Below are 18,756 nucleotides of genomic sequence, written 5' to 3'. Positions count from 1 at the left end.
TCAGGAGGCCCCGTGCCCGACCGCGTCCCCGCCGCCGACCTGCCCCCCGGCGCCGTGCGGCCCGCCGGACAGTGGGCCGTGGCCAACACCGGCGACCGGCTGGCCGCGGTCTCCCGCCGCTGCCGGCACCAGCTCGCCGACCTGGCCGACGGCCACATCGACGCCGAGGGCTGCCTCGTCTGCCCGTGGCACCAGGCCCGCTACGACCTCTCCACCGGGGAGATGGTCTCCGGGCCGCGCGGCTTCCTCGGCTGGCACGGGCCCACGCCGGGCTACTCCGGACTGGTCAAGCGATTCGGCCAGGTGTTCCGGCTGCGGGTCCGCCGAGCGGTCCGGCGGGGCCCGGACGTCGTCGTCGAGCCCTGACCCCACCGGCACGGCTCAGAAGGCGGGGATGACCGCGCCCTCGTAGTTCTCCTCGATGAAGGTCCGCACCTCGTCGGAGTGCAGCAGGTCCTCCAACTGGCCGATCCGCTCGTCGTCCTCGGTGCCGGCGCGCACGACCAGCAGGTTGGCGTTGGGGTTGCCCTCCGCCTCCTCCAGGGCCAGCGCGTCCTCGGCCGGCACCAGGTCGGCGTCGATCGCGTAGTTGCCGTTGATCACGGCGGCGTCGACGTCGACGAGCGACCGGGGCAGCTGCGCCGCCTCGACCTCGGTGATCTGCAGGTCCTTCGGGTTGCCCTCGATGTCCAGTGCGGTGGGCGCGGCGTCACCGGTGTCGGCCAGCGTGATCAGGTCGTTGGCGGCCAGCAGCTCGAGCGCTCGACCGGCATTGGTCGGGTCGTTCGGGATCGCCACGGTCGCGCCGTCCGGCAGGGCCGCGAGGTCGGTCAGCGAGTCGGAGTAGATGCCCAGCGGCTCGATGTGCACCGGCTCCAGGGCGGTGAAGTCGTAGCCGGCGTTGGCCTCCTGCTCCTCCAGGTAGGGGATGGTCTGGAAGTAGTTGGCGTCGATCGACCCGTCGTCCAGGGCGACGTTGGGCTGGACGTAGTCGGTGAACTCGACGACCTCGAGGTCCAGGCCGGCGTCGTCGGCCAGCTCGTCGTCGATGTAGCGCAGGATCTCCGCGTGCGGGACCGGCGAGGCGCCGACCTGCAACGGCTCGTCCTCGGCGGACAGCTCGGCGCTGCCCCCGCCGCAGGCGCTCAGGACGAGGGCGGTCGCAGCGGCGGCCGCAACGGCCAGGGGGTTCTTCGAACGCATGATCAGTTCTCTCTCCTCGTGGTACGGGGACGGACGGTCAGGAGGTGGCGAGCCGGCGGGCCCAGCGGTCGCCGGCCCACTGCAGGAGCTGCACCACCACGAGCAGCAGGACGACGGTCACGAGCGTGATGTCGGTGCGGAACTGCTGGTAGCCGTAGCGGATGGCGAAGTCGCCCAGCCCGCCGCCGCCGATCGCGCCGGCCATGGCCGAGTAGCTGATCAGCGCCACGACGGTGACGGTGACGCCGGCGACCAGCGACGGCAGCGCCTCGGGCAGCAGCACGGTGCGGACGACGTCGCGGCGGCGGGCGCCCATGGCCAGCGTCGCCTCGACCTTGCCGTGCGCGACCTCGCGCAGGCTGGTCTCGACCAGCCGGGCCAGGAACGGGACGGCGCCGATGGTCAGCGGCACGATCGTCGCCGTCGAGCCGATGGTGGTGCCGACGATGCCGCGGGTGACCGGGGCGACCAGGACCAGCAGGATGATGAAGGGCAGCGAGCGGCCGAGGTTGACCACCAGGCCGAGCAGCCGGTTCACCAGCGGGTGCGGGGCGAGCGCCCCGGGCGCGGTGATGGTCAGCAGCACGCCGAGGGGCACGCCGAGCAGCACGGTCAGCGCGGTGGCGACGCCCACCATGTAGAGCGTCTCGCCGGTGGCGTCGACCAGTTGCGGGGCGATCCGGGACCAGTCGTTCACCGCTGCACGTCCGGGGCGTCGGCGAGCCGCTGCACGTCGGGCTCGCGTTCCGGTCGCGGTCCGTCGTCGGCGTCCGGCTGGGGGCGCGGGTCACCGGCGGCGGTCCGCTCCACCAGGGCGCCACCGGCCCGCAGCCGGACCAGCGCCGGGTCCAGCCGGCCGTCGTCCCCCTCGACCCGCAGCAGCAGCCGGCCGAAGCGCCGGCCGGCGACGGTCTCCACCGACCCGCCGACCACCTCGACCGACAGGCCGAGCTCGGCGGTCAGGGTCTGCAGGACGGCTCCGTGCGGGGTGGCGTCAGTGACCGTGAGCTGCACCAGCGCGCCGTCGCCGGTCTCCGGGCCGGCCGGCGCCGGGACCAGCTGGGCGGCCAGCGCGGAGTCCGGCCGGGCCAGGACCTCGGCCAGCGGACCGCCGTCGACCACCCGGCCGTCGCTCATCAGCACCGCGCTGTCGCAGACCGCACGGACGACCGACATCTCGTGGGTGATGAGCAGCACGGTCAGCCCCAGCTCGGCGCGCACCTGGCGCAGCAGCTCCAGCACGCCGGTCGTGCTGGCCGGGTCCAGGGCCGAGGTCGCCTCGTCGCAGAGCAGCACGGAGGGGCGGGCGGCCAGGGCACGGGCGATCGCGACCCGCTGCTTCTGCCCACCGGAGAGCTGGGCCGGCCGGGAGTCGTGCCGGTCGGCGAGGCCGACCAGGTCCAGCAGCTCGGCGACCCGGCGGCGGCGCTCGGTGCGGCCGACCCCGGCCAGCTCCAGCGGGTGCTCGACGTTGCCGGCCGCGGTGCGGGAGTCCAGCAGGTTGAAGTGCTGGAAGATCATGCCGATGCTGCGGCGGGCCTCGCGGACACCGGCGGCGTCGAGGTCGGTCAGCACCCGGCCGTCCACGGTGACCGTCCCCGAGGTGGGCCGCTCGAGCAGGTTCACCAGCCGGGCCAGGGTGCTCTTGCCCGAGCCGCTGGGGCCCACCACACCGGCGAACTCACCGCGGGCGACGGACAGGCTCACGCCGTCGAGGGCGACCACCTCGCCGGCGGTGCGGCGGGCGGGGAAGACCTTGCGGACGTCGGACAGCTCGATCACGGGGGTCCTCGCAGGTGGAGCGGACGGCGGGCACAGCTCTCCACTGCCGGGGTCCAGCTGGCTCGGCGCCGAACGGCGCGGCGCGGACCTCCGGTCAGGGGTGTCGGCTCACCGACAGAGCGTGCCGGCCAGGCGCATGAGGTCGATGGCGCGACGACGCGTCAACGAACCTGGCCCGACCACCACCCGAGGATGGCCTGCCTCCGCTCCGGATGCCAACCACGACCCCAGGGTTGTGATGGATCGCTCAACCACCGCCCCGCCCTGAGATCCGTCGGCCGACGGCCTCCCCCGCTGACGTGCTGGCACGGCCCCGCTGCAGGGGCCCACCACGAGCCTGCGAGTGGTGGGGGGGCAGCGGGGTCCTTCCTCAGGCGTCGATGCGGCGGCGGCCCTCGAACGCCCGGCCCAGGGTGACCTCGTCGGCGTACTCCAGGTCACCGCCCACCGGCAGCCCGCTGGCCAGCCGGGACACCGCCAGCCCCAGCGGGCCGACCAGCCGGGCCAGGTACGCGGCGGTCGCCTCGCCCTCCAGGTTCGGGTCGGTGGCGATGATCAGCTCGGTGACCTGGCCGTCCATCAGCCGGGTCATCAGCTCCTTGACCTTCAGGTCGTCGGGGCCGATCCCCTCGATCGGGCTGATCGCCCCGCCGAGCACGTGGTAGCGGCCCTTGAACTCCCGGGTCCGCTCGATCGCCACGACGTCCTTGGGCTCCTCGACGACGCAGATGACGTCGAGCGTGCGCCGCGGGTCACGGCAGATCCGGCACTGCTCGGCCTCGGCGACGTTGTGGCAGGTCACGCAGAACCGGACCTCGGCCTGCACCCGCTGCAGGGCGGCGACGAGCCGGCCGACGTCGGTCGACTCGGCGGCCAGCAGGTGGAAGGCGATGCGCTGCGCGCTCTTGGGACCGACGCCGGGCAGCCGCCCGAGCTCGTCGATGAGGTCCTGGACAGCGCCCTCGTACACGGTTCTCCTTCGCTGCGGGTGGCGGTGTGCGCACCCGGGTGGATCAGAGGCCGGGGAGACCCAGCCCGCCACCGAGACCGCCGGTCAGCGGGCCCATCGTGGAGGCGGTGAGCTCGCCGACGGCGCGCTGGGCGTCACGGACGGCCGCGACCACCAGGTCCTGCAGGGTCTCGACGTCGTCGGGATCGACGGCGGCCGGGGCGATCGTGACGGCGGTGACGTCGCCGCTGCCGGTCATGGTCACGGTGACCAGCTCGCCACCGGCCGAACCGGTCACCTCGGCGCGGGCCAGCTCCTCCTGCGCAGCAGCGAGCTGCTGCTGCATCTGCTGAGCCTGCTTCATGATCTGCTGCATGTCGGGCTGGCCACCGGGTCGCATGGTCCGAGCGTAGGTGCTGGCACCGACAGTCCGCCGCACGCACCGCGCCCGCGAGCCGACTTGGGGCGTGCCCGGGCTCGGTGGCAGGGTCGCCCCGTGACGGGTGACGGCGTGCAGGTCCGCGGCACCGTGGGCGGGGCACGCACCGGGCCGTGGTCGCAGCTGGCGCTCATCGCGCTGACCCAGGTGCTGGCCCTGGCCGTGTGGTTCTCCGCCTCCGCCGTGCTGCCCGTGCTGCGCCGCGACTGGGAGCTCGGCACCGCCGGTGGGGTCGGCCTCACCGTCGCCGTGCAGCTGGGCTTCGTCGTGGGCGCGCTCGCCTCGGCGACGACCGGGCTGGCCGACCGGGTCCGCCCCGAGCGGCTGCTCGCCACCGGGGCCGGGGCCGCCGCCGCGTGCACCCTCGGCGTCGCCGTCCTGGCCGACGGGCCGCTGCTCGGCGTCGCGCTGCGCTTCCTGACCGGGATGGGCCTCGCGCTGGTCTACCCGATCGGCATGAAGCTGATGGCCTCGTGGTTCGGCGCCCGCGGGCGCGGGCTGGCGCTCGGCGTGCTGGTCGGCGCGCTCACCCTCGGTTCGCTGCTGCCCCAGCTGCTGGTCGGCGTGCTCGGCGACTCGTGGCGGACCGTGCTGGTCGCCGCCGCGGCCAGCGGCGCGGTCGCGGCCCTGCTGGCGGTGGTCCTGCTGCGCGCCGGGCCGCACCTGTCGGTGGGCAGCCGCCCGCGGGCCGCCCAGGCCTTCGACGGCTTCCGGTCGGCCCGGCCGCGGCTGGTGAACCTCGCCTACCTCGGGCACATGTGGGAGCTCTACGCGCTCTGGACCTGGGCCGCGGTGTGGATCACCGCCTCCCGGGACGTGGTCGACCCCGCCCTGCCGACCGCCCGGATCGCCCTGCTGGCCCTGGTCGCGTTCGGGATCTGCGGCGCGGCCGGCTGCGTGCTGGCCGGCTGGCTCGCCGGCCGGTGGGGGCGGGCGCCGGTCGCCACCGTCGCGGTGACCACCAGCGGCGTGTGCTGCCTGCTCTCCCCGTGGGCCTGGTCCTGGCCGACCACGGCCCTCGCCGTCTTCGTCTGCGTCTGGGGGGCCAGCGTCATCGCCGACTCGGCGATGTTCTCCACCCTGCTCAGCGAGGTCTCCGACCGGCGCTGGGTCGGCACCGCCCTCACCGTGCAGACCGCGACCGGGTTCCTGCTCACCACGGTGACCATCAGCGCGCTGCCCTACCTGGCCGACCTGGTCACCTGGCGGTGGACGCTGGTGCTGCTCGCCGCCGGCCCGGTGGTCTCGGTCGCCGCGCTGGCCCGCTTCCGGGCACTGGACCGGGGACCAAGGACCGCTGCCGGCTGACCACCCGGCGGGGCACGATGAGCGCCGACGGCGGGGACCTCACCTGCGCCCGCGACGAGACAGGAGCAAGGACACCGATGGACGTCGAGGAGACACGACTGCCCGGGATCGGGCTCCGCCACGACCTGGTGACCGCACAGGGCCGGCGGGTCGGCGTCATCTCCCAGCGCAACGGCGCCCGGCACGTCGTCCTCTACGACGAGCGGGACCCCGACGCCACGGCGGCCACCATCGAGCTGACCGCGGAGGAGAGCGAGGTCGTCGCCGAGCTGTTGGGCGCCCCGCGGATCACCGAGCGGTTGTCCCGGCTGCGTGAGCAGGTGGAGAGCCTGGCCACCGAGGGCGTGCCGATCGAGCCCGGCTCCCCCTACGTCGCCGCGACCCTGGGCGACGCGGCCATCCGGACCCGCACCGGCGCCTCCGTCGTCGCGGTCGTCCGGGGTGAGGAGATGATCGCCTCGCCCACCCCGGACTTCCGGTTCCAGGCCGAGGACCGGCTGGTCGTGGTCGGCACGTCGGACGGCGTCGCAGCGGTCGGTGACCTGCTGAACCCCCGCTGATGGACCTGGGGCACACCGCGGTCCTGCTGCTCGAGCTGGGCGCCGTCCTCTTCGGGCTGGGGCTGCTCGGCTCGCTGGCCGGCCGGATCGGCCTGTCCCCCATCCCGCTGTACCTGCTCGCCGGGCTGGCGTTCGGCACCGGCGGGCTGCTGCCGCTGGACGCCCCCGAGGGCTTCTTCTCCACCGGCGCCGAGGTCGGCATCGTGCTCCTGCTGCTCGTCCTCGGGCTGGAGTACACCGCCGGTGACCTGGTCGAGAACCTGCGCCGCCAGGCGCCGGTCGGGGTCGTCGACCTGCTGCTCAACGGCCTGCCCGGGGCCGCCCTGGCGTTGTTCCTGGGCTGGGGGCCCACCGCCGCGCTGGCGCTGTTCGGCGTCACCGCGATCAGCTCGTCGGGGATCGTCTCCAAGCTCCTGACCGACCTCGGCCGGCTCGGCAACCGGGAGACCCCGGCGGTGCTCGGCGTCCTGGTCATCGAGGACCTGGCGATGGCCGCGTACCTCCCGGTGCTCACCGGCGTCGTCGCGGCCACCACCACCGGCGACGCCCTGCTGTCGGTCAGCGTCGCCCTGGCCACCCTCGCGGCCGTGCTGGCCGTCGCGGTGCGCCACGGCAACACGGTGACCAGGTTCGTCGGGGCGCGGTCCAACGAGATCCTGCTGCTGCGCGTGCTGGGTCTGGCGCTGCTGGTCGCCGGCGCCGCCGAGGCGGTGCACGTCTCGGCGGCGGTGGGTGCGTTCCTGCTCGGGATCGCCCTCTCCGGTGAGGTCGCCGAGCGGATCGGGGACGTGCTCGCCCCGCTGCGCGACCTGTTCGCCGCGGTCTTCTTCGTCTTCTTCGGGCTGTCGACCGACCCCTCGCAGCTGCCCGCCGCGCTGCTGCCCGCAGCGGCACTGGCCGCGGTCGGGATCGTGACCAAGTTCGGCACCGGGTGGGTCGCCGGCCGCCGGGCCGGCGTGGGGCCGCCCGGCCGGGTGCGCGCCGGGGCGGCCCTGGTCGCACGCGGGGAGTTCTCGATCATCATCGCCGGCCTGGTGCTGGGCAGCGTGCCGGCGGCCTTCGGCTCGACGGTCGCCGCCTACGTGCTGATCCTGGCCGTGCTGGGGCCGCTGATGCCGCGGCTGGTCGACCCGTGGGTGCGCCGGCTCGCCCAGCGTTCCGCGCCGCCCCGGTCCTCGCCGTAGGAAGCCCCGGCCCTCGCCGTGGGAATGGCGCGCCGGTCAGCTGTCGATCGGTCGCGCACCGAGCTGGGTGCGCAGCAGCTGGAGCGCGGCGGCCTCGGGGTCCAGCGCCGGCGCGGCGTCCGCGGTGTCGCCGGAGGCCGCGTCGGCGGCCCGCTCGGCCATCAGCTCGTCGGCCTCGGCGGACTCCGCGGCCTGCACGGCGGCCCGCGCCGCCTCCGGTGACACCGGCGCCCCGCCCCCCGAGCCACCGCCGGCAGCCCCGGGCTGCCCCGGTCCCCCGTCGACGACGGCCTGCACCTTCCAGCGGACGCCGAGCAGCTCCTGCAGCGACTGCCGGATGACGTCCTTGTTGAGGTCGTCGCCCAGCATCTTGGCCAACGCCGGCGAGGTGGCCGCCAGGGTGAGCACCCCGTTGGTCAGGTCGTGGACCTGGGCGCTCTTGAGCAGGGCCTCGGTGGTGCGCTTGTGCCCGCGCACCACCTTGAGCAGCTCCGGCCAGATCCGCCGCACGTCGGCGGTGGTCAGCGCACCGTCATCGGCCGGCTCGGCAGCGGTGGCCGACACCAGCGGCGTCGGCTCGCCGCCGCGGGGCGCCGGCGCCGACTCCGCAGCGGCCCGGGGTGCCGGGGCAGCGCCGGCGTCCGCGGCCGGCGCGGGGGCGCGGGGCGGTTCCGCCGCCGGACGAGCCGGCTGCGGCCAGTCCTCGTCGTCGGTGGGCTCCGGCGGCAACGGGACGTCGGACGGCGGCGCGCTCTCCGACCGGGGCCGTGGCGGCTCGGCGGCGTGCGGCTGGGCGGCGGGCGGCTGGGCAGCCGCCGGCGCCGGGGCGGGTGTGCCCGGGCGGGCGGTCACCGGCCAGCCGTCGTCCCCCTCCGGGGCCGGCGGGGAGGCCGGGGCAGGGGTGGGGGCGGCCGGCGCGGACCGGGCCTGCGAGGGACGGACGTACGCCGGCCGGCTGGTCGGCGCAGCGACGGGGGGCGCCACGGGTTCCGGCGCCGGGGCCTGCGGGGCCGCAGCCTGCGGGGCCGGAGCCGCCGGAGCCGCCGGGGCCGCCGGGGTGTGGACCGCGGGCGGCGGTGCCTGGACCGGGGCCGGGCGGGCGGGCTCGCGCACCGGCGCCGGGACGGCGGCGGCCTCCGGGCGGCCGGCGTGCTCGCCGGCGATCGACATCCGCCGTTCCAGCCGCTCCAGGCGCTGCAGGGTGGCTGCGGCCGAGCCGTCGACCCCGGGCAGCAGCATCCGGGCGCAGACGAGCTCCAGGAGCAGCCGGGGGGCCGTCGTCCCGCGCATCTCGGTGAGGCCCTCGTGCACGGTGTCGGCCAGCCGGGAGAGCGTGGCGGCGCCCAGCGCCTGGGCCTGCCGGCTCATCACGTCGATCCGGTCGGGCGGGCTGTCGAGCAGGCCGTTGCCGCCGGCCTCGGGCACGGCGTCCAGCACGATCAGGTCACGCAGCCGGTCGAGCAGGTCGGTGGCGAACCGGCGGGGGTCGTGCCCGGCCTCGACCACCCGGTCGACGGCCTGGAAGACGCCCGGCGCGTCGGAGGCGGCCAGCGCGTCGACCGCCTCGTCGAGCAGCGCCTCGTCGGTGACGCCGAGCAGGCCCACGGCCGACCGGTAGGTGACCCCCTCGGGGCCGGCGCCGGCCAGCAGCTGGTCGAGGATCGACAGCGAGTCGCGCACCGAGCCGCCGCCGGCCCGGACCACCAGCGGGAACACCGTCGGCTCCACGGTGACGCCCTCGGCCGCGCACGTCCTCTCCAGCAGGCCGCGCAGCGTGCTGGGCGGCACCAGCCGGAACGGGTAGTGGTGGGTGCGCGAGCGGATGGTCGGGAGGACCTTCTCCGGCTCGGTCGTGGCGAAGACGAAGACCAGGAACTCCGGCGGCTCCTCGACCACCTTGAGCAGGGCGTTGAAGCCCTGCGAGCTCACCATGTGCGCCTCGTCGACGATGTAGACCTTGTAGCGGCTGTGCACCGGGGCGAAGAACGCCTTCTCGCGCAGGTCGCGGGCGTCGTCGACACCACCGTGGCTGGCCGCGTCGATCTCCATGACGTCGATCGAGCCGGGGCCGTCGGGGGCCAGCGCGATGCACGAGCCGCAGACGCCGCAGGGGGTGGAGGTCGGCCCCTGCTCGCAGTTCAGCGAGCGGGCCAGGATCCGCGCCGACGACGTCTTCCCGCAGCCCCGCGGCCCGCTGAACAGGTAGGCGTGGTTGATCCGCCCGCCGTCCACCGCGTTCATCAGGGGCGCGGTGACGTGCTCCTGCCCGACCACCTCGGCGAAGGTCGCCGGACGGTACTTGCGGTAGAGCGCCAGAGCCACGCCGCGAGGTTACTCAAAGGACCTCGTCCCCCTCACCACTCGCAGGCTCGCGGCGAGCCTCTGGACGAGGCCGAGGCGATGTCACTGGGCCAGGTGCAGGAAGAACTCGACGGAGCCGGAGTCCTCGACGCTGACGAAGCCCAGGTCCGGCGGCTCGATGCCGTGGTCGGCGAAGGTCACCGGCACGGCGCCGGAGACGTCGATCCCCTCGGCGGTGCGGACCACGGACATCTCGGTCTGCACCTGCTGGGTCACCCCGGCCAGGGTCAGCTCGCCGGTGACCGGCACGGTGACCGGGGTGCCGCTGAGCTCGGGGAGGTCGGCCACCTCGGTGACGGAGAAGACCGCGGTGGGGTTCGCGGCGACGTCCATCACGTTGTCCCGGAAGTAGGAGTCGCGGCGGCCGCTGTCGGTGCTGATCGAGGCGACGTCGACGGTCACGTCGGCGTCGGCGAGGTCCCCACCGGAGACGACGACGGTGCCGGTCACCTGGTCGGTCGTGCCGGCCACGGTGACGTCGGCACCGTTGAGCACCTCGTCGACGCGGTAGCCCGCGGTGGACTCCGGCGCGATGGTCCAGGTGCCGTCGGTGTCCGCGGCGAGCTCGACCTCCTGCGGCTGCGCCTGCACCGTCTCCGCCGGCGGCGCGTCCTCCGCGAGGGCGGCGTAGATCAACGGTCCGCCGATGGCCCCTGCGGCGACCACCGCCACTGCCCCGCCGGTGATCCACCAGGTACGACGACTGGGCACGGCCACTCCCCCGCTCGAAGGTGGGTGCATCAGAGCGCACGAACCTGGGAGGAGCATGTGAACGGGCCGGGAGAGAGAAAGGACCCCCCGCACACCCGTCAGAGCCCGCTTATCCTTGCTGCCTTCCGGCCCTGGGGAGGTTCACAGGGTGACGCCGCACGAGGGGTCGCCGTCCACTGTAGAGGACGCCGCCGAGGCCGGAGCCGCCCTCCCCGTACGCTCCCGGCGCATGACCGGGCGCACCCCTCAGCCCGTCCCGCCGGCGCCGTCCAGCCGCGGCTTCCTGCTCGTCGTCCTGGCCGCGCTGTGCTGGGGCACCGCGGGCATCACCGGCGACCTGGTCGCCGACCGCACCGACCTCGACCCGCTCGACGTCGCCTGGCACCGGATGGCCGTCGGCGCGCTCGCCCTGCTCGCCGTCCACCTGCTCGCCCGGCGGACCTCCTCCGGGGCCGCCGCCCCGGCGGTCCCGTGGTCGCGCGCCCTGCGCTGGCGACTGGCGGGGGTCGGCGCCGGGCTGGCGGCCTACCAGAGCGCGTACTTCGCCGCCGTGGCCACGGCCGGGGTGAGCATCGCGACGCTGGTCGCCCTCGGCCTGGCCCCGCTGCTGGTCGCCGTCGGTGCCGCCGCACTCGGGCACGGCCGCCCGGACCGGGCCACCGGCGTCGCCCTCGTCGTCGCCCTGGCCGGGCTGGTGCTGCTCGTGGGGGTCTCCGCGGGCGGCGACGGCGGGGACGCGGTCCTGCTGGGTGCGCTGGCCGCGATCGGCTGCGCGGTCGCCTACGCCGCGGTCGTGCTGCTGTCGGCCGGTGCGCCGGCGGGCGTGCCGACGACGACGGTGGGCTTCGCCGTGGGGGCCGTGGCGCTCACCCCGGTGGCGCTGGCCGCCGGGCTGGACCTCACCACCGACCCGCTGGGGCTGGCGCTGCTGGTCTACCTGGGGCTCGTGCCGACCGCGCTGGCGTACGGGCTCTTCTTCACCGGGGTGCGGGCCGTGCCGGCCGCGGTCGCCTCGATCGTGACCCTGCTGGAGCCGCTGACCGCGACCGCGCTGGCGGCCGGGCTGCTCGGGGAGCGGCTCACCCCGACCGCGCTGGCCGGGGGATCACTCATGCTCGGCGCCGTGACGGCGCTCTACCTGCGGAGGATGGGAGATTCGAACTCCCGAGGGCTTGCACCCAACCCGCTTTCCAAGCGAGCGCCATAGGCCACTAGGCGAATCCTCCAGTGCGGGGGCCACTGTACCGGGCGGCTCAGCGGCAGTCAGCCGCTCCCCTCCACCCGAGCAGCCTGCGGGGCCGGAGAGTGGTTGAGTGATCTACGGGACGGCGACCGCCGAACGGAACCGGACACCGGGAGGACCGACATGAGCAGCACAGAGCAGGTGCGCCCCGACGTGGTCGCGGCGATCGTCACCGCGCTGGAGGAGACCGACCCCAGCGACCTCCCGCCCGACGCCACCCGCGCCGAGAAGGACGCCGCCAAGGACCAGTACCTCTCCAGCCTGGTCGCCGGGCGGGCGCAGCGCGAGCGGCAGACCCGGGCGTGGGAGCTGCTGCTGACCCGCAGCCACGACGAGCCGCCGAGCTGGCGCCAGCTGTTCGACGAGCTGCCGCAGAGCTCGGTCGACCAGCTGGGCGAGCTCTACGACGCGCTGCCCGAGGGGGCCCAGGCGGAGTACGCGCGCCGGTACGGGGCGCCCGTCTCCGCCTGACCCGCGGCCCGGTCGGCGTGCGAGCAGGGCTGGGGTGACGGCGCCGGGCGCCCGGGTGGCCGGGCGCTACCTGCTGCGGTCCCGACTCGGTGGCGGGGCCATGGGCGCGGTCTGGCTCGCTCGGGACGAGCTGCTGGGCCGGGACGTCGCGGTCAAGCAGGTGCTCATCCCGGTCGGCAGCGACCCGGAGGCGACCGCCGGGCACCGAGAAGCGGCCATGCGCGAAGGCCGGATCGCCGCCCGACTGACCCATCCGCACGCCATCGCGGTCTACGACATGGTCGACGACGGCGGGACGCCCTGGCTGGTCATGGAGCACCTGCCCTCCCAGAGCCTGGCGAGCGTGCTGGCCGAACGGGGCACGCTGCCCGTGCAGCAGGTGGCCCAGATCGGTGCACAGGTCGCCGATGCGCTGGTGGCCACGCACGCCGCCGGCGTCGTCCACCGGGACGTGAAACCGGGCAACATCCTGATCGGCGAGGGTCAGCGCAGCGCCGGCCTGGTGAAGATCACCGACTTCGGCATCTCCCGGGCTCGCGGTGACGTCTCGCTCACCCAGACCGGCGTCGTCAAGGGGACGCCGGCCTACCTGGCCCCCGAGGTCGCCCGCGGGCAGGAACCCCGGGAGGCCAGCGACGTCTTCTCCCTGGGTGCCACGCTGCACGCCTGCCTGGAGGGGACGCCGCCGTTCGGGATGACCGAGAACCCGCTGGAGATGCTCCACCGGGTCGCCGGGGGCAACGTGGCCCGGCCGAGGAACGCCGGGCCGCTCACCCGGCCGCTGATGCGGATGCTGGCCAACGACCCGGCGAAGCGGCCGACGATGTCCCAGGCGCGCGACCAGCTGGCGAAGCTGGCTGCCGGCCGGGACCGCGACGTCACCGAGGTGCTCGCCGCGCGCACGTCGCTGCTGCCGACGCTGGCCGACCTGCGCCCGGTGCCCGGCGCGGCGACCACCGGCGCGACGGCCACACCCGCCGGCACCGACTCCCCCGGCACCGCATCCGCCACGGCCGGGCCTCTCACCACCGGGACCCCCACCACCGGGACCCCCGCTGGGGCGGCCGCCGCCCAGCCGGCGCCCCCGGCCGACGCGCCTCCGGCTCCGGAGACGCAGGCCCGGCCGGGGACGGGCGAACAGCCGGAGAGCACAGACCAGCCAGGCGCAGCCGCGGCCACGCCGCCGGCTGCGGCGGCGGCCGGCGCGCCGCCCGCCGCCGACCGGCCCCCTCCACCCACACCCCCACCGGGGCGCCGCCGGCCCCGGCTGGTCGTCGCCGCCGCGATCGTGCTCCTCGCCCTGTCCGGCACGCTGGGAGCGGTCTGGTTCGAGGCCCGGAACGACGGCCGGACCCCGGCGGTCGAGGCCAGCAGTGCACCGTCGACACCGTCGTCCGCCGACCCGGCACCGTCGTCCGCCGACCCGACGCCGACGACCGAGGAACCGGTGGTGACGTCAGAGACGCCCTCGCCGACCTCCGCCGCCCCGACGCCGTCGGTGACCCCACCACCATCGACGCCCACCCCGCCCCCCACCGCGACGCCGACGCCGACGCCCGCGGGTCCGGCACCGGGCTCCGCGGCCGAGGTCGTGCAGGCAGTCACCAGCTACTACGCACTGCTGCCCGGCGACCCCGAGGCAGCCTGGGAGCGCACCGGGCCCCGGCTGCGTGCGGAGATCGGCACCCGGTCGGCCTACCTCGCCTTCTGGAACCGCTTCCAGGGCGTCACCCGGGGGCCGGTGTCGGCGCAGGACGGGTCGCTCGTCGCCTCGATGCCGGTGACCTTCACCGAGCGCGACGGCACGGTCAGACCCGAGCAGCACCAGATCACCCTGGTCCGCGGCGACGACGGCCGGCTGCTCATCGACTACGACGTCCCGGTCTGACGGACCCCAGGGACGCCAGAACGGCGGCGCCCCGAGTGGGGCGCCGCCGTTCTGGACTGGCGGTGGCGGTGGTGTCCTGGATCAGGACATACCGGACAGGTGTCTCACGACATGCCGGACTGATGTCGCAGGTCATGCCGGACCCTCGGCTGAGGGTCGACCATGTCGAAGGCGCGGCTGGTCATCACGGCTGTTGAGGTGGAGGGCCGGAGCCCGGCCGAGGTCATCGAGGCCTACGGGGTCTCCCGGTCCTGGCTCTATGAGCTGCTGGCCCGCTACCGAGCCGAGGGCGACGCAGCCTTCGAGCCCCGCTCCCGGCGGCCACGCAGCTCACCGGCCGCTACCGCGCCGGCCACGGTGGAACTGGTGCTGCGACTACGCAAGGAGCTGGCCGAGTCGGGGCTGGACGCCGGCGCGGACACCATCGGCTGGCACCTGACCCACCGCCACCAGACCAACCTCTCCCGGGCCACGATCCACCGGATCCTCACCCGCGCCGGCGCGGTCACCCCCGAACCGGCCAAGCGGCCCAAGTCCTCCTACATCCGCTTCGCCGCCGACCAGCCCAACGAGACCTGGCAGTCGGACTTCACCCACTACCGGCTGATCAACCCCGACGGCACCCCAGGCGCAGACATCGAGATCATCACCTGGCTCGACGACCACTCCCGGCTGGCCCTGCACGTCACCGCCCATGTCCGGATCACTGGCCCGATCGTGCTCAAGACCTTCCGCCAGGCCACTGACTTGCACGGCTACCCCGCCTCCACGCTCACCGACAACGGCACCGTCTACACCACCCGCTTCGCCGGCGGCCGCGGCGGACGCAACCACCTCGAACACGAACTCCGCCGTTTGGGCATCACGCAGAAAAACTCCCGGCCCAACCACCCCACCACCTGCGGCAAGGTCGAACGCTTCCAGCAGACGCTGAAGAAGTGGCTGCTCGCCCGACCCGACCAGCCGGCCACCCTCACCGCCCTACAAGCCCTGATCGACGTCTTCGTCGACACCTACAACTGCCACCGCCCGCACCGATCCCTGCCCCATCGGGCCACCCCAACCACCGCCTACACCGCGCGGCCGAAAGCCGGCCCCGGCGCCGACCGCAGCCGCGACACCCACGACCGGGTACGCACCGACCGCATCGACTCCACCGGCTGCGTCACCCTCCGACTGGCCGGCCGCCTCCACCACATCGGCGTCGGCCGAACCCACTACGGAACCCACGTCCTGCTGCTCGTCCAGGACCTGAACGTGCGCGTCATCGACGCCTCCACCGGCGAACTCCTCCGCGAGCTCACCATCGACCCGGCCCGCGACTACCAGCCCACCGGCCGACCACCCGGCCCCACCCGGAGATGACAGACGCCCGAACCCACATTCCGTGGGTCCGGGCGTCCGGGATGTCCTGCGACATCACACTGGCGGTGGCGGTGGGATTTGAACCCACGGAGGCTTGCACCTCACACGCTTTCGAGGCGTGCTCCTTCGGCCGCTCGGACACGCCACCGCCGGACAGACTACAGGCCCCGCTTCGAGCGGAAGAAAGCACGTAGCAACGCGCCGGACTCCTCGGCGCGGACCCCGCCGGTCACCTCGGGCCGGTGGTTGAGCCGCCGGTCCCGGACGACGTCCCACAACGAACCGGCCGCCCCCGCCTTCGGGTCGTCGGCGCCGTAGACCACCCGCGCCACCCGGGCCAGCACGCTCGCCCCGGCGCACATCGTGCAGGGCTCCAGCGTGACCACCAGGCTCGCCCCGGTCAGCCGCCAGCCGTCACCGTGCACCGCCGCGGCGGTGCGCAGGGCCAGCACCTCGGCGTGCGCGGTGGGGTCGCCCTGCTTCTCCCGCTCGTTGGCCGCCTCGGCCAGCACCGTCCCGTCCGGCCCGAGCACGACGGCGCCGATCGGCGTGTCGCCCCACTCCTGCGCGGCGGCCGCGAGCTCCAGCGCCCGCAGCATCGCCTCGTCGTCGGTCATCGCCGGCCTGCCTGCAGACGTGCCTCGCCGCCGCTCGTGCTCTGGCGCACCGGTGCAGCCAGAGCACGACTGCGCCGAGAGGTCATGTCAGGTCCAGGCCGGTGAACGCCGACAGCTCGGCGAGCGCGGCGGCGGGGTCGACGACCTTGACCGTGTGCATCCCCAGCGCGCGGGCCGGCTTCAGGTTGATGCCCAGGTCGTCCAGGTAGGCGCAGTCGGACGGCGCGAGCTCCCGGCCGACCGCCTGCGACAGGCGCTGGACCGCGAGCGGGTAGATCGCCGGTTCGGGCTTGCGCACCCCCTCGACCGAGGACTCGACGACGGCGTCGAACAACCCCAGCAGCTCGCCCAGCCGGCCGGTGCGCTGCATCGGCGCGACGTTGTTCGACAGCAGCGCCAGCGGGAGTCCCGCCGTCCGCAGCCGCCGCACCGCCGTCACCATCGCCGGGCGCAGCTCCCCCGCCAGGGCGGCGAGCACCCGGCCGGCGTCCAGCGGGTGCCCGGCGGCGGCGGCCTCGGCCTCGAAGGCCCGCCGGAACCCCGGCTCGTCGAGCTCCCGGCGCTCGTAGCGGGCCCAGGCGTTGGTGTCCGGGTCGGTGCTGTTGAGGCCGACGATGAACCCGGCGGGCAGCGCCGCCTCCTGCTCGTAGGCGGCGAAGGCGGTCAGCGGGCTCTCGGTGAGCACGCCACCCAGGTCGAAGACGACGGCACGGACGTGGCTGCCGGCACGCGCGTTCACGGCGCCGCCACCGCCGTGAGCTCGTCGGCGAAGCCCAGCCGTTCGGCGATCGCCAGCACCACCTCGTCGGCCCACAGCTCCTCGGAGTCCAGCAGCCGGCTGAGCTCCTCGGCCGGGAGCCCGGCGTCGGCCAGGACGTCGAGGTCACCGCCGGGCCGGCCTTGGCTGTCGGCGTCGAAGGCGTCGTCGATCGTGGTGCCGGTCTCGACCGGGATGCCGTAGCGCTCCACCACCTCGGCCGCGAGCAGGTGCTCCTGGAAGGTCGCGTCGGAGATCAGCGCGCGGACCATGCCGCCCGGTCCGTGTCGCAGCACGACGAAGTAGAGCCGACTGTCGACGACGAGGACGAACGGGCCCGGCCAGCCGGCGGCGCCCGGGTCGCCGAGAGCCCGCTCCAGGGCCGGCAACTCGTCGTCGGCATCGGCGGCGAGGAGTTCGCACTGCCAGCGGCCGGCGGCCGAGCTGACCCGGACGGTGAAGCTCTCCTGCAGCGAGGTGCCGGAGTCGGAGGGAGGGGCCATAGCCTGTAGATCATGGCCGACGCCCTCCCCGACGACAGCGCGCCGGTCGAGGTCCCCGCCGTCGCCCCGGCGCTGTTCGCCGCCCTCGCCGCCGATCCGCTCGCCGCGCACCTGGGCATCGAGTTGGAGGAGGTCCGGCCCGGCTACGCCCGCGCGTCGATGACCGTGGGCCCGAGCCTGCTCAACGCGGTCGGCACCGCCCACGGCGGCGCGACGATGGCGCTGCTGGACGTGGTGCACGCCGCGGTGAGCAACAGCCACGGCACGATCGCCGTCGCCCAGGACGTGCACACCGAGTTCCTCTCCGCCGGCCGGTCCGGCGACCACGTGGTCGCCGAGGGGGTCGAGCTGCACCGGACCGGCCGCACCGCCGTCTACCGGATCGACGCGGCCACCGCGGACGGTCGGCCGGTCGCCACCGCCCTGGCCCGGGTGTTCCGGCTGGGCACCCCGTGGGAGACCGGCCCGGCGACCGACGGCGAGCAGGCACCGTGACCGGCTCCTTCCCGGTCCCGACGATGCCGGCGCCGCCGGTCTCGGTGGTCGGCCTCGGGCAGCTGGGCGGTTCGCTGGCCGCGGCACTGGTCGCGGCCGGCCGGCCGGTCTCCGGCTGGGACGTCGACCCGGCCGCCCGGCAGGCGGCGGAGGACACCGGGGTCGAGATCCGCCAGGAGCTGACCGGCGTCGTCGTGCTCGCCGTCCCGCTCCCGGCGATGGGCACGGCGCTGACCGGGCTGCGGATCGACCCCGGGGCGACGGTCACCGACCTCGGTTCGGTGAAGGCGCCGGTGCTGGCCGAGCTGGGCGCCGTCCACGGGGACCGGTACGTCGGCGGGCACCCGATGTGCGGCACCGAGCGCTCCGGGCACGCCGCCGTCGACCCCACGCTCTTCACCGGCGCCCGGTGGGCGCTGTGCCTGGAGGCGGACACCGATCTGCGGCGCTGGCTGCGGGTCGCCGAGATCGCGCTGGCCGTCGGCGCCGAGGTGGTCCCGGTGACCGCCGCCGAGCACGACGACGCGGTCGCGGCGATCAGCGCCGTCCCGCACCTGCTGGCCGCGGCGGTGGCCGCCGCCGCCGGGCAGGCCGGTCCGCTCGCCCTCTCCCTGGCGGCCGGCAGCTTCCGCGACGCCACCCGGGTGATCGGCAGCGACCCGGCGTTCGTGACCGCGCTGGTGACCGGCAACGCCGGGCCGGCGGCTGCGGCGCTGGACCGGGTCCGGGCCCAGCTGGACCGCCCCTGGCCCGAGCTGGTCGAGGACGGGCACGCGGTGCGGGTCGCCGACGCCGGCCGCCGGACGGTCCGGGTCCCGCTGGACCGGGCCGCGCTGCTCGCGCTGGGCCGGGCCGGCGGGGCGGTCACCCGGCGGCTGGCGGCGTTCGTCGAGGGCTGGGTGCCGGATCGGGCGTGATCC

The 18,756-nt window shown here is 75.2% G+C and carries 19 protein-coding genes, 2 tRNA genes, 1 other RNA gene and 1 pseudogene; 10 read left to right on the top strand and 13 right to left on the bottom strand.

Translation table 11 applies throughout. The annotated features are described in order from the left end of the window. Positions 1–12: 12 nt before the first annotated feature. Complete coding sequence (locus O2W16_RS15065) at positions 13–366, top strand: Rieske (2Fe-2S) protein (protein WP_269159624.1); 354 nt, start codon at positions 13–15, stop codon at positions 364–366. 15 nt (positions 367–381) lie between these two features. On the opposite strand, the gene O2W16_RS15060 is transcribed toward O2W16_RS15065, so the two are convergent. The 5 genes from O2W16_RS15060 to O2W16_RS15040 all read right to left on the bottom strand — a co-directional run bounded on the left by O2W16_RS15060 (position 382) and on the right by O2W16_RS15040 (position 4,334). Beyond that, complete coding sequence (locus tag O2W16_RS15060; protein ID WP_269159623.1) at positions 382–1,203, bottom strand: MetQ/NlpA family ABC transporter substrate-binding protein; 822 nt, start codon at positions 1,201–1,203, stop codon at positions 382–384. 37 nt (positions 1,204–1,240) lie between these two features. Then, positions 1,241–1,900, bottom strand: a complete 660-nt coding sequence (locus O2W16_RS15055; RefSeq protein WP_269159622.1) for a methionine ABC transporter permease — start codon at positions 1,898–1,900, stop codon at positions 1,241–1,243. Next, on the bottom strand, positions 1,897–2,985 hold the full coding sequence (locus O2W16_RS15050; RefSeq protein WP_269159621.1) for a methionine ABC transporter ATP-binding protein: 1,089 nt from the start codon (positions 2,983–2,985) through the stop codon (positions 1,897–1,899). The genes O2W16_RS15055 and O2W16_RS15050 overlap by 4 nt, the downstream gene beginning before the upstream one ends. A gap of 370 nt (positions 2,986–3,355) precedes the next feature. Then, entirely contained in the window at positions 3,356–3,955 is a 600-nt protein-coding gene (gene recR, locus O2W16_RS15045) for a recombination mediator RecR (RefSeq protein WP_269159620.1), read from the bottom strand. Positions 3,956–3,998: 43 nt separating this feature from the next. After that, positions 3,999–4,334 carry a YbaB/EbfC family nucleoid-associated protein gene (locus O2W16_RS15040; protein ID WP_164702720.1) on the bottom strand — a complete coding sequence of 112 codons (336 nt, stop codon included), beginning with the start codon at positions 4,332–4,334 and terminating at the stop codon, positions 3,999–4,001. Between the two features lie 96 nt (positions 4,335–4,430). Between O2W16_RS15040 and O2W16_RS15035 the strand changes: the two genes are divergently transcribed. Genes O2W16_RS15035 through O2W16_RS15025 form a run of 3 tightly spaced genes read left to right on the top strand, consistent with a single transcriptional unit; the run spans position 4,431 to position 7,425 of the window. Next, entirely contained in the window at positions 4,431–5,681 is a 1,251-nt protein-coding gene (locus O2W16_RS15035) for an MFS transporter (RefSeq protein ID WP_269159619.1), read from the top strand. A gap of 17 nt (positions 5,682–5,698) precedes the next feature. Beyond that, complete coding sequence (locus tag O2W16_RS15030) at positions 5,699–6,241, top strand: cation:proton antiporter regulatory subunit (protein ID WP_269159618.1); 543 nt, start codon at positions 5,699–5,701, stop codon at positions 6,239–6,241. Then, positions 6,241–7,425 carry a cation:proton antiporter gene (locus tag O2W16_RS15025; RefSeq protein ID WP_269159617.1) on the top strand — a complete coding sequence of 395 codons (1,185 nt, stop codon included), beginning with the start codon at positions 6,241–6,243 and terminating at the stop codon, positions 7,423–7,425. The genes O2W16_RS15030 and O2W16_RS15025 overlap by 1 nt, the downstream gene beginning before the upstream one ends. A 36-nt stretch (positions 7,426–7,461) precedes the next feature. On the opposite strand, the gene O2W16_RS15020 is transcribed toward O2W16_RS15025, so the two are convergent. The 3 genes from O2W16_RS15020 to ffs all read right to left on the bottom strand — a co-directional run bounded on the left by O2W16_RS15020 (position 7,462) and on the right by ffs (position 10,668). Then, the gene (locus tag O2W16_RS15020) at positions 7,462–9,747 is read right to left on the bottom strand and encodes a DNA polymerase III subunit gamma and tau (RefSeq protein WP_269159616.1); all 2,286 of its coding nucleotides are present in this window, start codon (positions 9,745–9,747) and stop codon (positions 7,462–7,464) included. Positions 9,748–9,828: 81 nt separating this feature from the next. After that, positions 9,829–10,497 (bottom strand): YceI family protein, encoded by a 669-nt coding sequence (locus tag O2W16_RS15015; RefSeq protein ID WP_269159615.1) that lies wholly within the window; start codon positions 10,495–10,497, stop codon positions 9,829–9,831. 75 nt (positions 10,498–10,572) lie between these two features. Next, an RNA gene (gene ffs, locus O2W16_RS15010) (signal recognition particle sRNA small type) lies at positions 10,573–10,668 on the bottom strand. A 58-nt stretch (positions 10,669–10,726) separates the two neighbouring features. Between ffs and O2W16_RS15005 the strand changes: the two are divergent. Next, positions 10,727–11,572: pseudogene (locus tag O2W16_RS15005) on the top strand (DMT family transporter); the annotation flags it as partial. 66 nt (positions 11,573–11,638) lie between these two features. Here the strand turns inward: O2W16_RS15005 and O2W16_RS15000 are convergent. Beyond that, positions 11,639–11,723 (bottom strand) — tRNA-Ser (locus O2W16_RS15000). A gap of 140 nt (positions 11,724–11,863) precedes the next feature. Between O2W16_RS15000 and O2W16_RS14995 the strand changes: the two genes are divergently transcribed. From O2W16_RS14995 to O2W16_RS14985, 3 genes are all read left to right on the top strand, one after another. Continuing rightward, positions 11,864–12,211 (top strand): hypothetical protein, encoded by a 348-nt coding sequence (locus O2W16_RS14995; protein WP_269159614.1) that lies wholly within the window; start codon positions 11,864–11,866, stop codon positions 12,209–12,211. A gap of 34 nt (positions 12,212–12,245) precedes the next feature. Beyond that, complete coding sequence (locus O2W16_RS14990) at positions 12,246–14,099, top strand: serine/threonine-protein kinase (protein WP_269159613.1); 1,854 nt, start codon at positions 12,246–12,248, stop codon at positions 14,097–14,099. A 162-nt stretch (positions 14,100–14,261) separates the two neighbouring features. Beyond that, positions 14,262–15,464: an IS481 family transposase gene (locus O2W16_RS14985; RefSeq protein ID WP_269159612.1), complete on the top strand. Its 1,203-nt coding sequence runs from the start codon at positions 14,262–14,264 to the stop codon at positions 15,462–15,464. A 60-nt stretch (positions 15,465–15,524) separates the two neighbouring features. Here the strand turns inward: O2W16_RS14985 and O2W16_RS14980 are convergent. From O2W16_RS14980 to O2W16_RS14965, 4 genes are all read right to left on the bottom strand, one after another. Beyond that, positions 15,525–15,612 (bottom strand) — tRNA-Ser (locus tag O2W16_RS14980). 10 nt (positions 15,613–15,622) lie between these two features. Then, on the bottom strand, positions 15,623–16,081 hold the full coding sequence (locus tag O2W16_RS14975) for a nucleoside deaminase (protein WP_269159611.1): 459 nt from the start codon (positions 16,079–16,081) through the stop codon (positions 15,623–15,625). An 82-nt stretch (positions 16,082–16,163) separates the two neighbouring features. Beyond that, the gene (locus O2W16_RS14970; protein WP_269159610.1) at positions 16,164–16,820 is read right to left on the bottom strand and encodes an HAD-IA family hydrolase; all 657 of its coding nucleotides are present in this window, start codon (positions 16,818–16,820) and stop codon (positions 16,164–16,166) included. Next, entirely contained in the window at positions 16,817–17,341 is a 525-nt protein-coding gene (locus tag O2W16_RS14965; RefSeq protein ID WP_269159609.1) for a tRNA adenosine deaminase-associated protein, read from the bottom strand. Before O2W16_RS14965 ends, O2W16_RS14970 begins: the two co-directional genes overlap by 4 nt. A 12-nt stretch (positions 17,342–17,353) precedes the next feature. Between O2W16_RS14965 and O2W16_RS14960 the strand changes: the two genes are divergently transcribed. Together O2W16_RS14960 and O2W16_RS14955 are read left to right on the top strand one after the other, a co-directional pair. Next, entirely contained in the window at positions 17,354–17,836 is a 483-nt protein-coding gene (locus O2W16_RS14960; RefSeq protein WP_269159608.1) for a PaaI family thioesterase, read from the top strand. After that, positions 17,833–18,753, top strand: coding sequence for a prephenate dehydrogenase (locus O2W16_RS14955; protein ID WP_269159607.1), 921 nt, complete (start codon positions 17,833–17,835; stop codon positions 18,751–18,753). Before O2W16_RS14960 ends, O2W16_RS14955 begins: the two co-directional genes overlap by 4 nt. Positions 18,754–18,756 lie beyond the last annotated feature (3 nt).

This window comes from Modestobacter sp. VKM Ac-2984, assembly GCF_026967985.1.
Classification (GTDB): domain Bacteria; phylum Actinomycetota; class Actinomycetes; order Mycobacteriales; family Geodermatophilaceae; genus Modestobacter.
The sequence above is the reverse complement of the archived record's forward strand: the minus strand, read 5'-3'. Positions and strand labels throughout refer to the sequence as shown.

Bases quoted from the DNA above. Each gene is read 5' to 3' on its own strand.
- O2W16_RS15025 (WP_269159617.1), top strand. From the start codon at position 6,241: ATGGACCTGGGGCACACCGCGGTCCTGCTGCTCGAGCTGGGCGCCGTC.
- O2W16_RS15040 (WP_164702720.1), bottom strand. From the start codon at position 4,334: ATGCGACCCGGTGGCCAGCCCGACATGCAGCAGATCATGAAGCAGGCT.
- O2W16_RS14960 (WP_269159608.1), top strand. From the start codon at position 17,354: ATGGCCGACGCCCTCCCCGACGACAGCGCGCCGGTCGAGGTCCCCGCC.
- O2W16_RS15060 (WP_269159623.1), bottom strand. From the start codon at position 1,203: ATGCGTTCGAAGAACCCCCTGGCCGTTGCGGCCGCCGCTGCGACCGCC.
- O2W16_RS14985 (WP_269159612.1), top strand. From the start codon at position 14,262: ATGTCGAAGGCGCGGCTGGTCATCACGGCTGTTGAGGTGGAGGGCCGG.
- O2W16_RS15030 (WP_269159618.1), top strand. From the start codon at position 5,699: ATGAGCGCCGACGGCGGGGACCTCACCTGCGCCCGCGACGAGACAGGA.
- O2W16_RS14975 (WP_269159611.1), bottom strand. From the start codon at position 16,081: ATGACCGACGACGAGGCGATGCTGCGGGCGCTGGAGCTCGCGGCCGCC.
- O2W16_RS14995 (WP_269159614.1), top strand. From the start codon at position 11,864: ATGAGCAGCACAGAGCAGGTGCGCCCCGACGTGGTCGCGGCGATCGTC.
- O2W16_RS14965 (WP_269159609.1), bottom strand. From the start codon at position 17,341: ATGGCCCCTCCCTCCGACTCCGGCACCTCGCTGCAGGAGAGCTTCACC.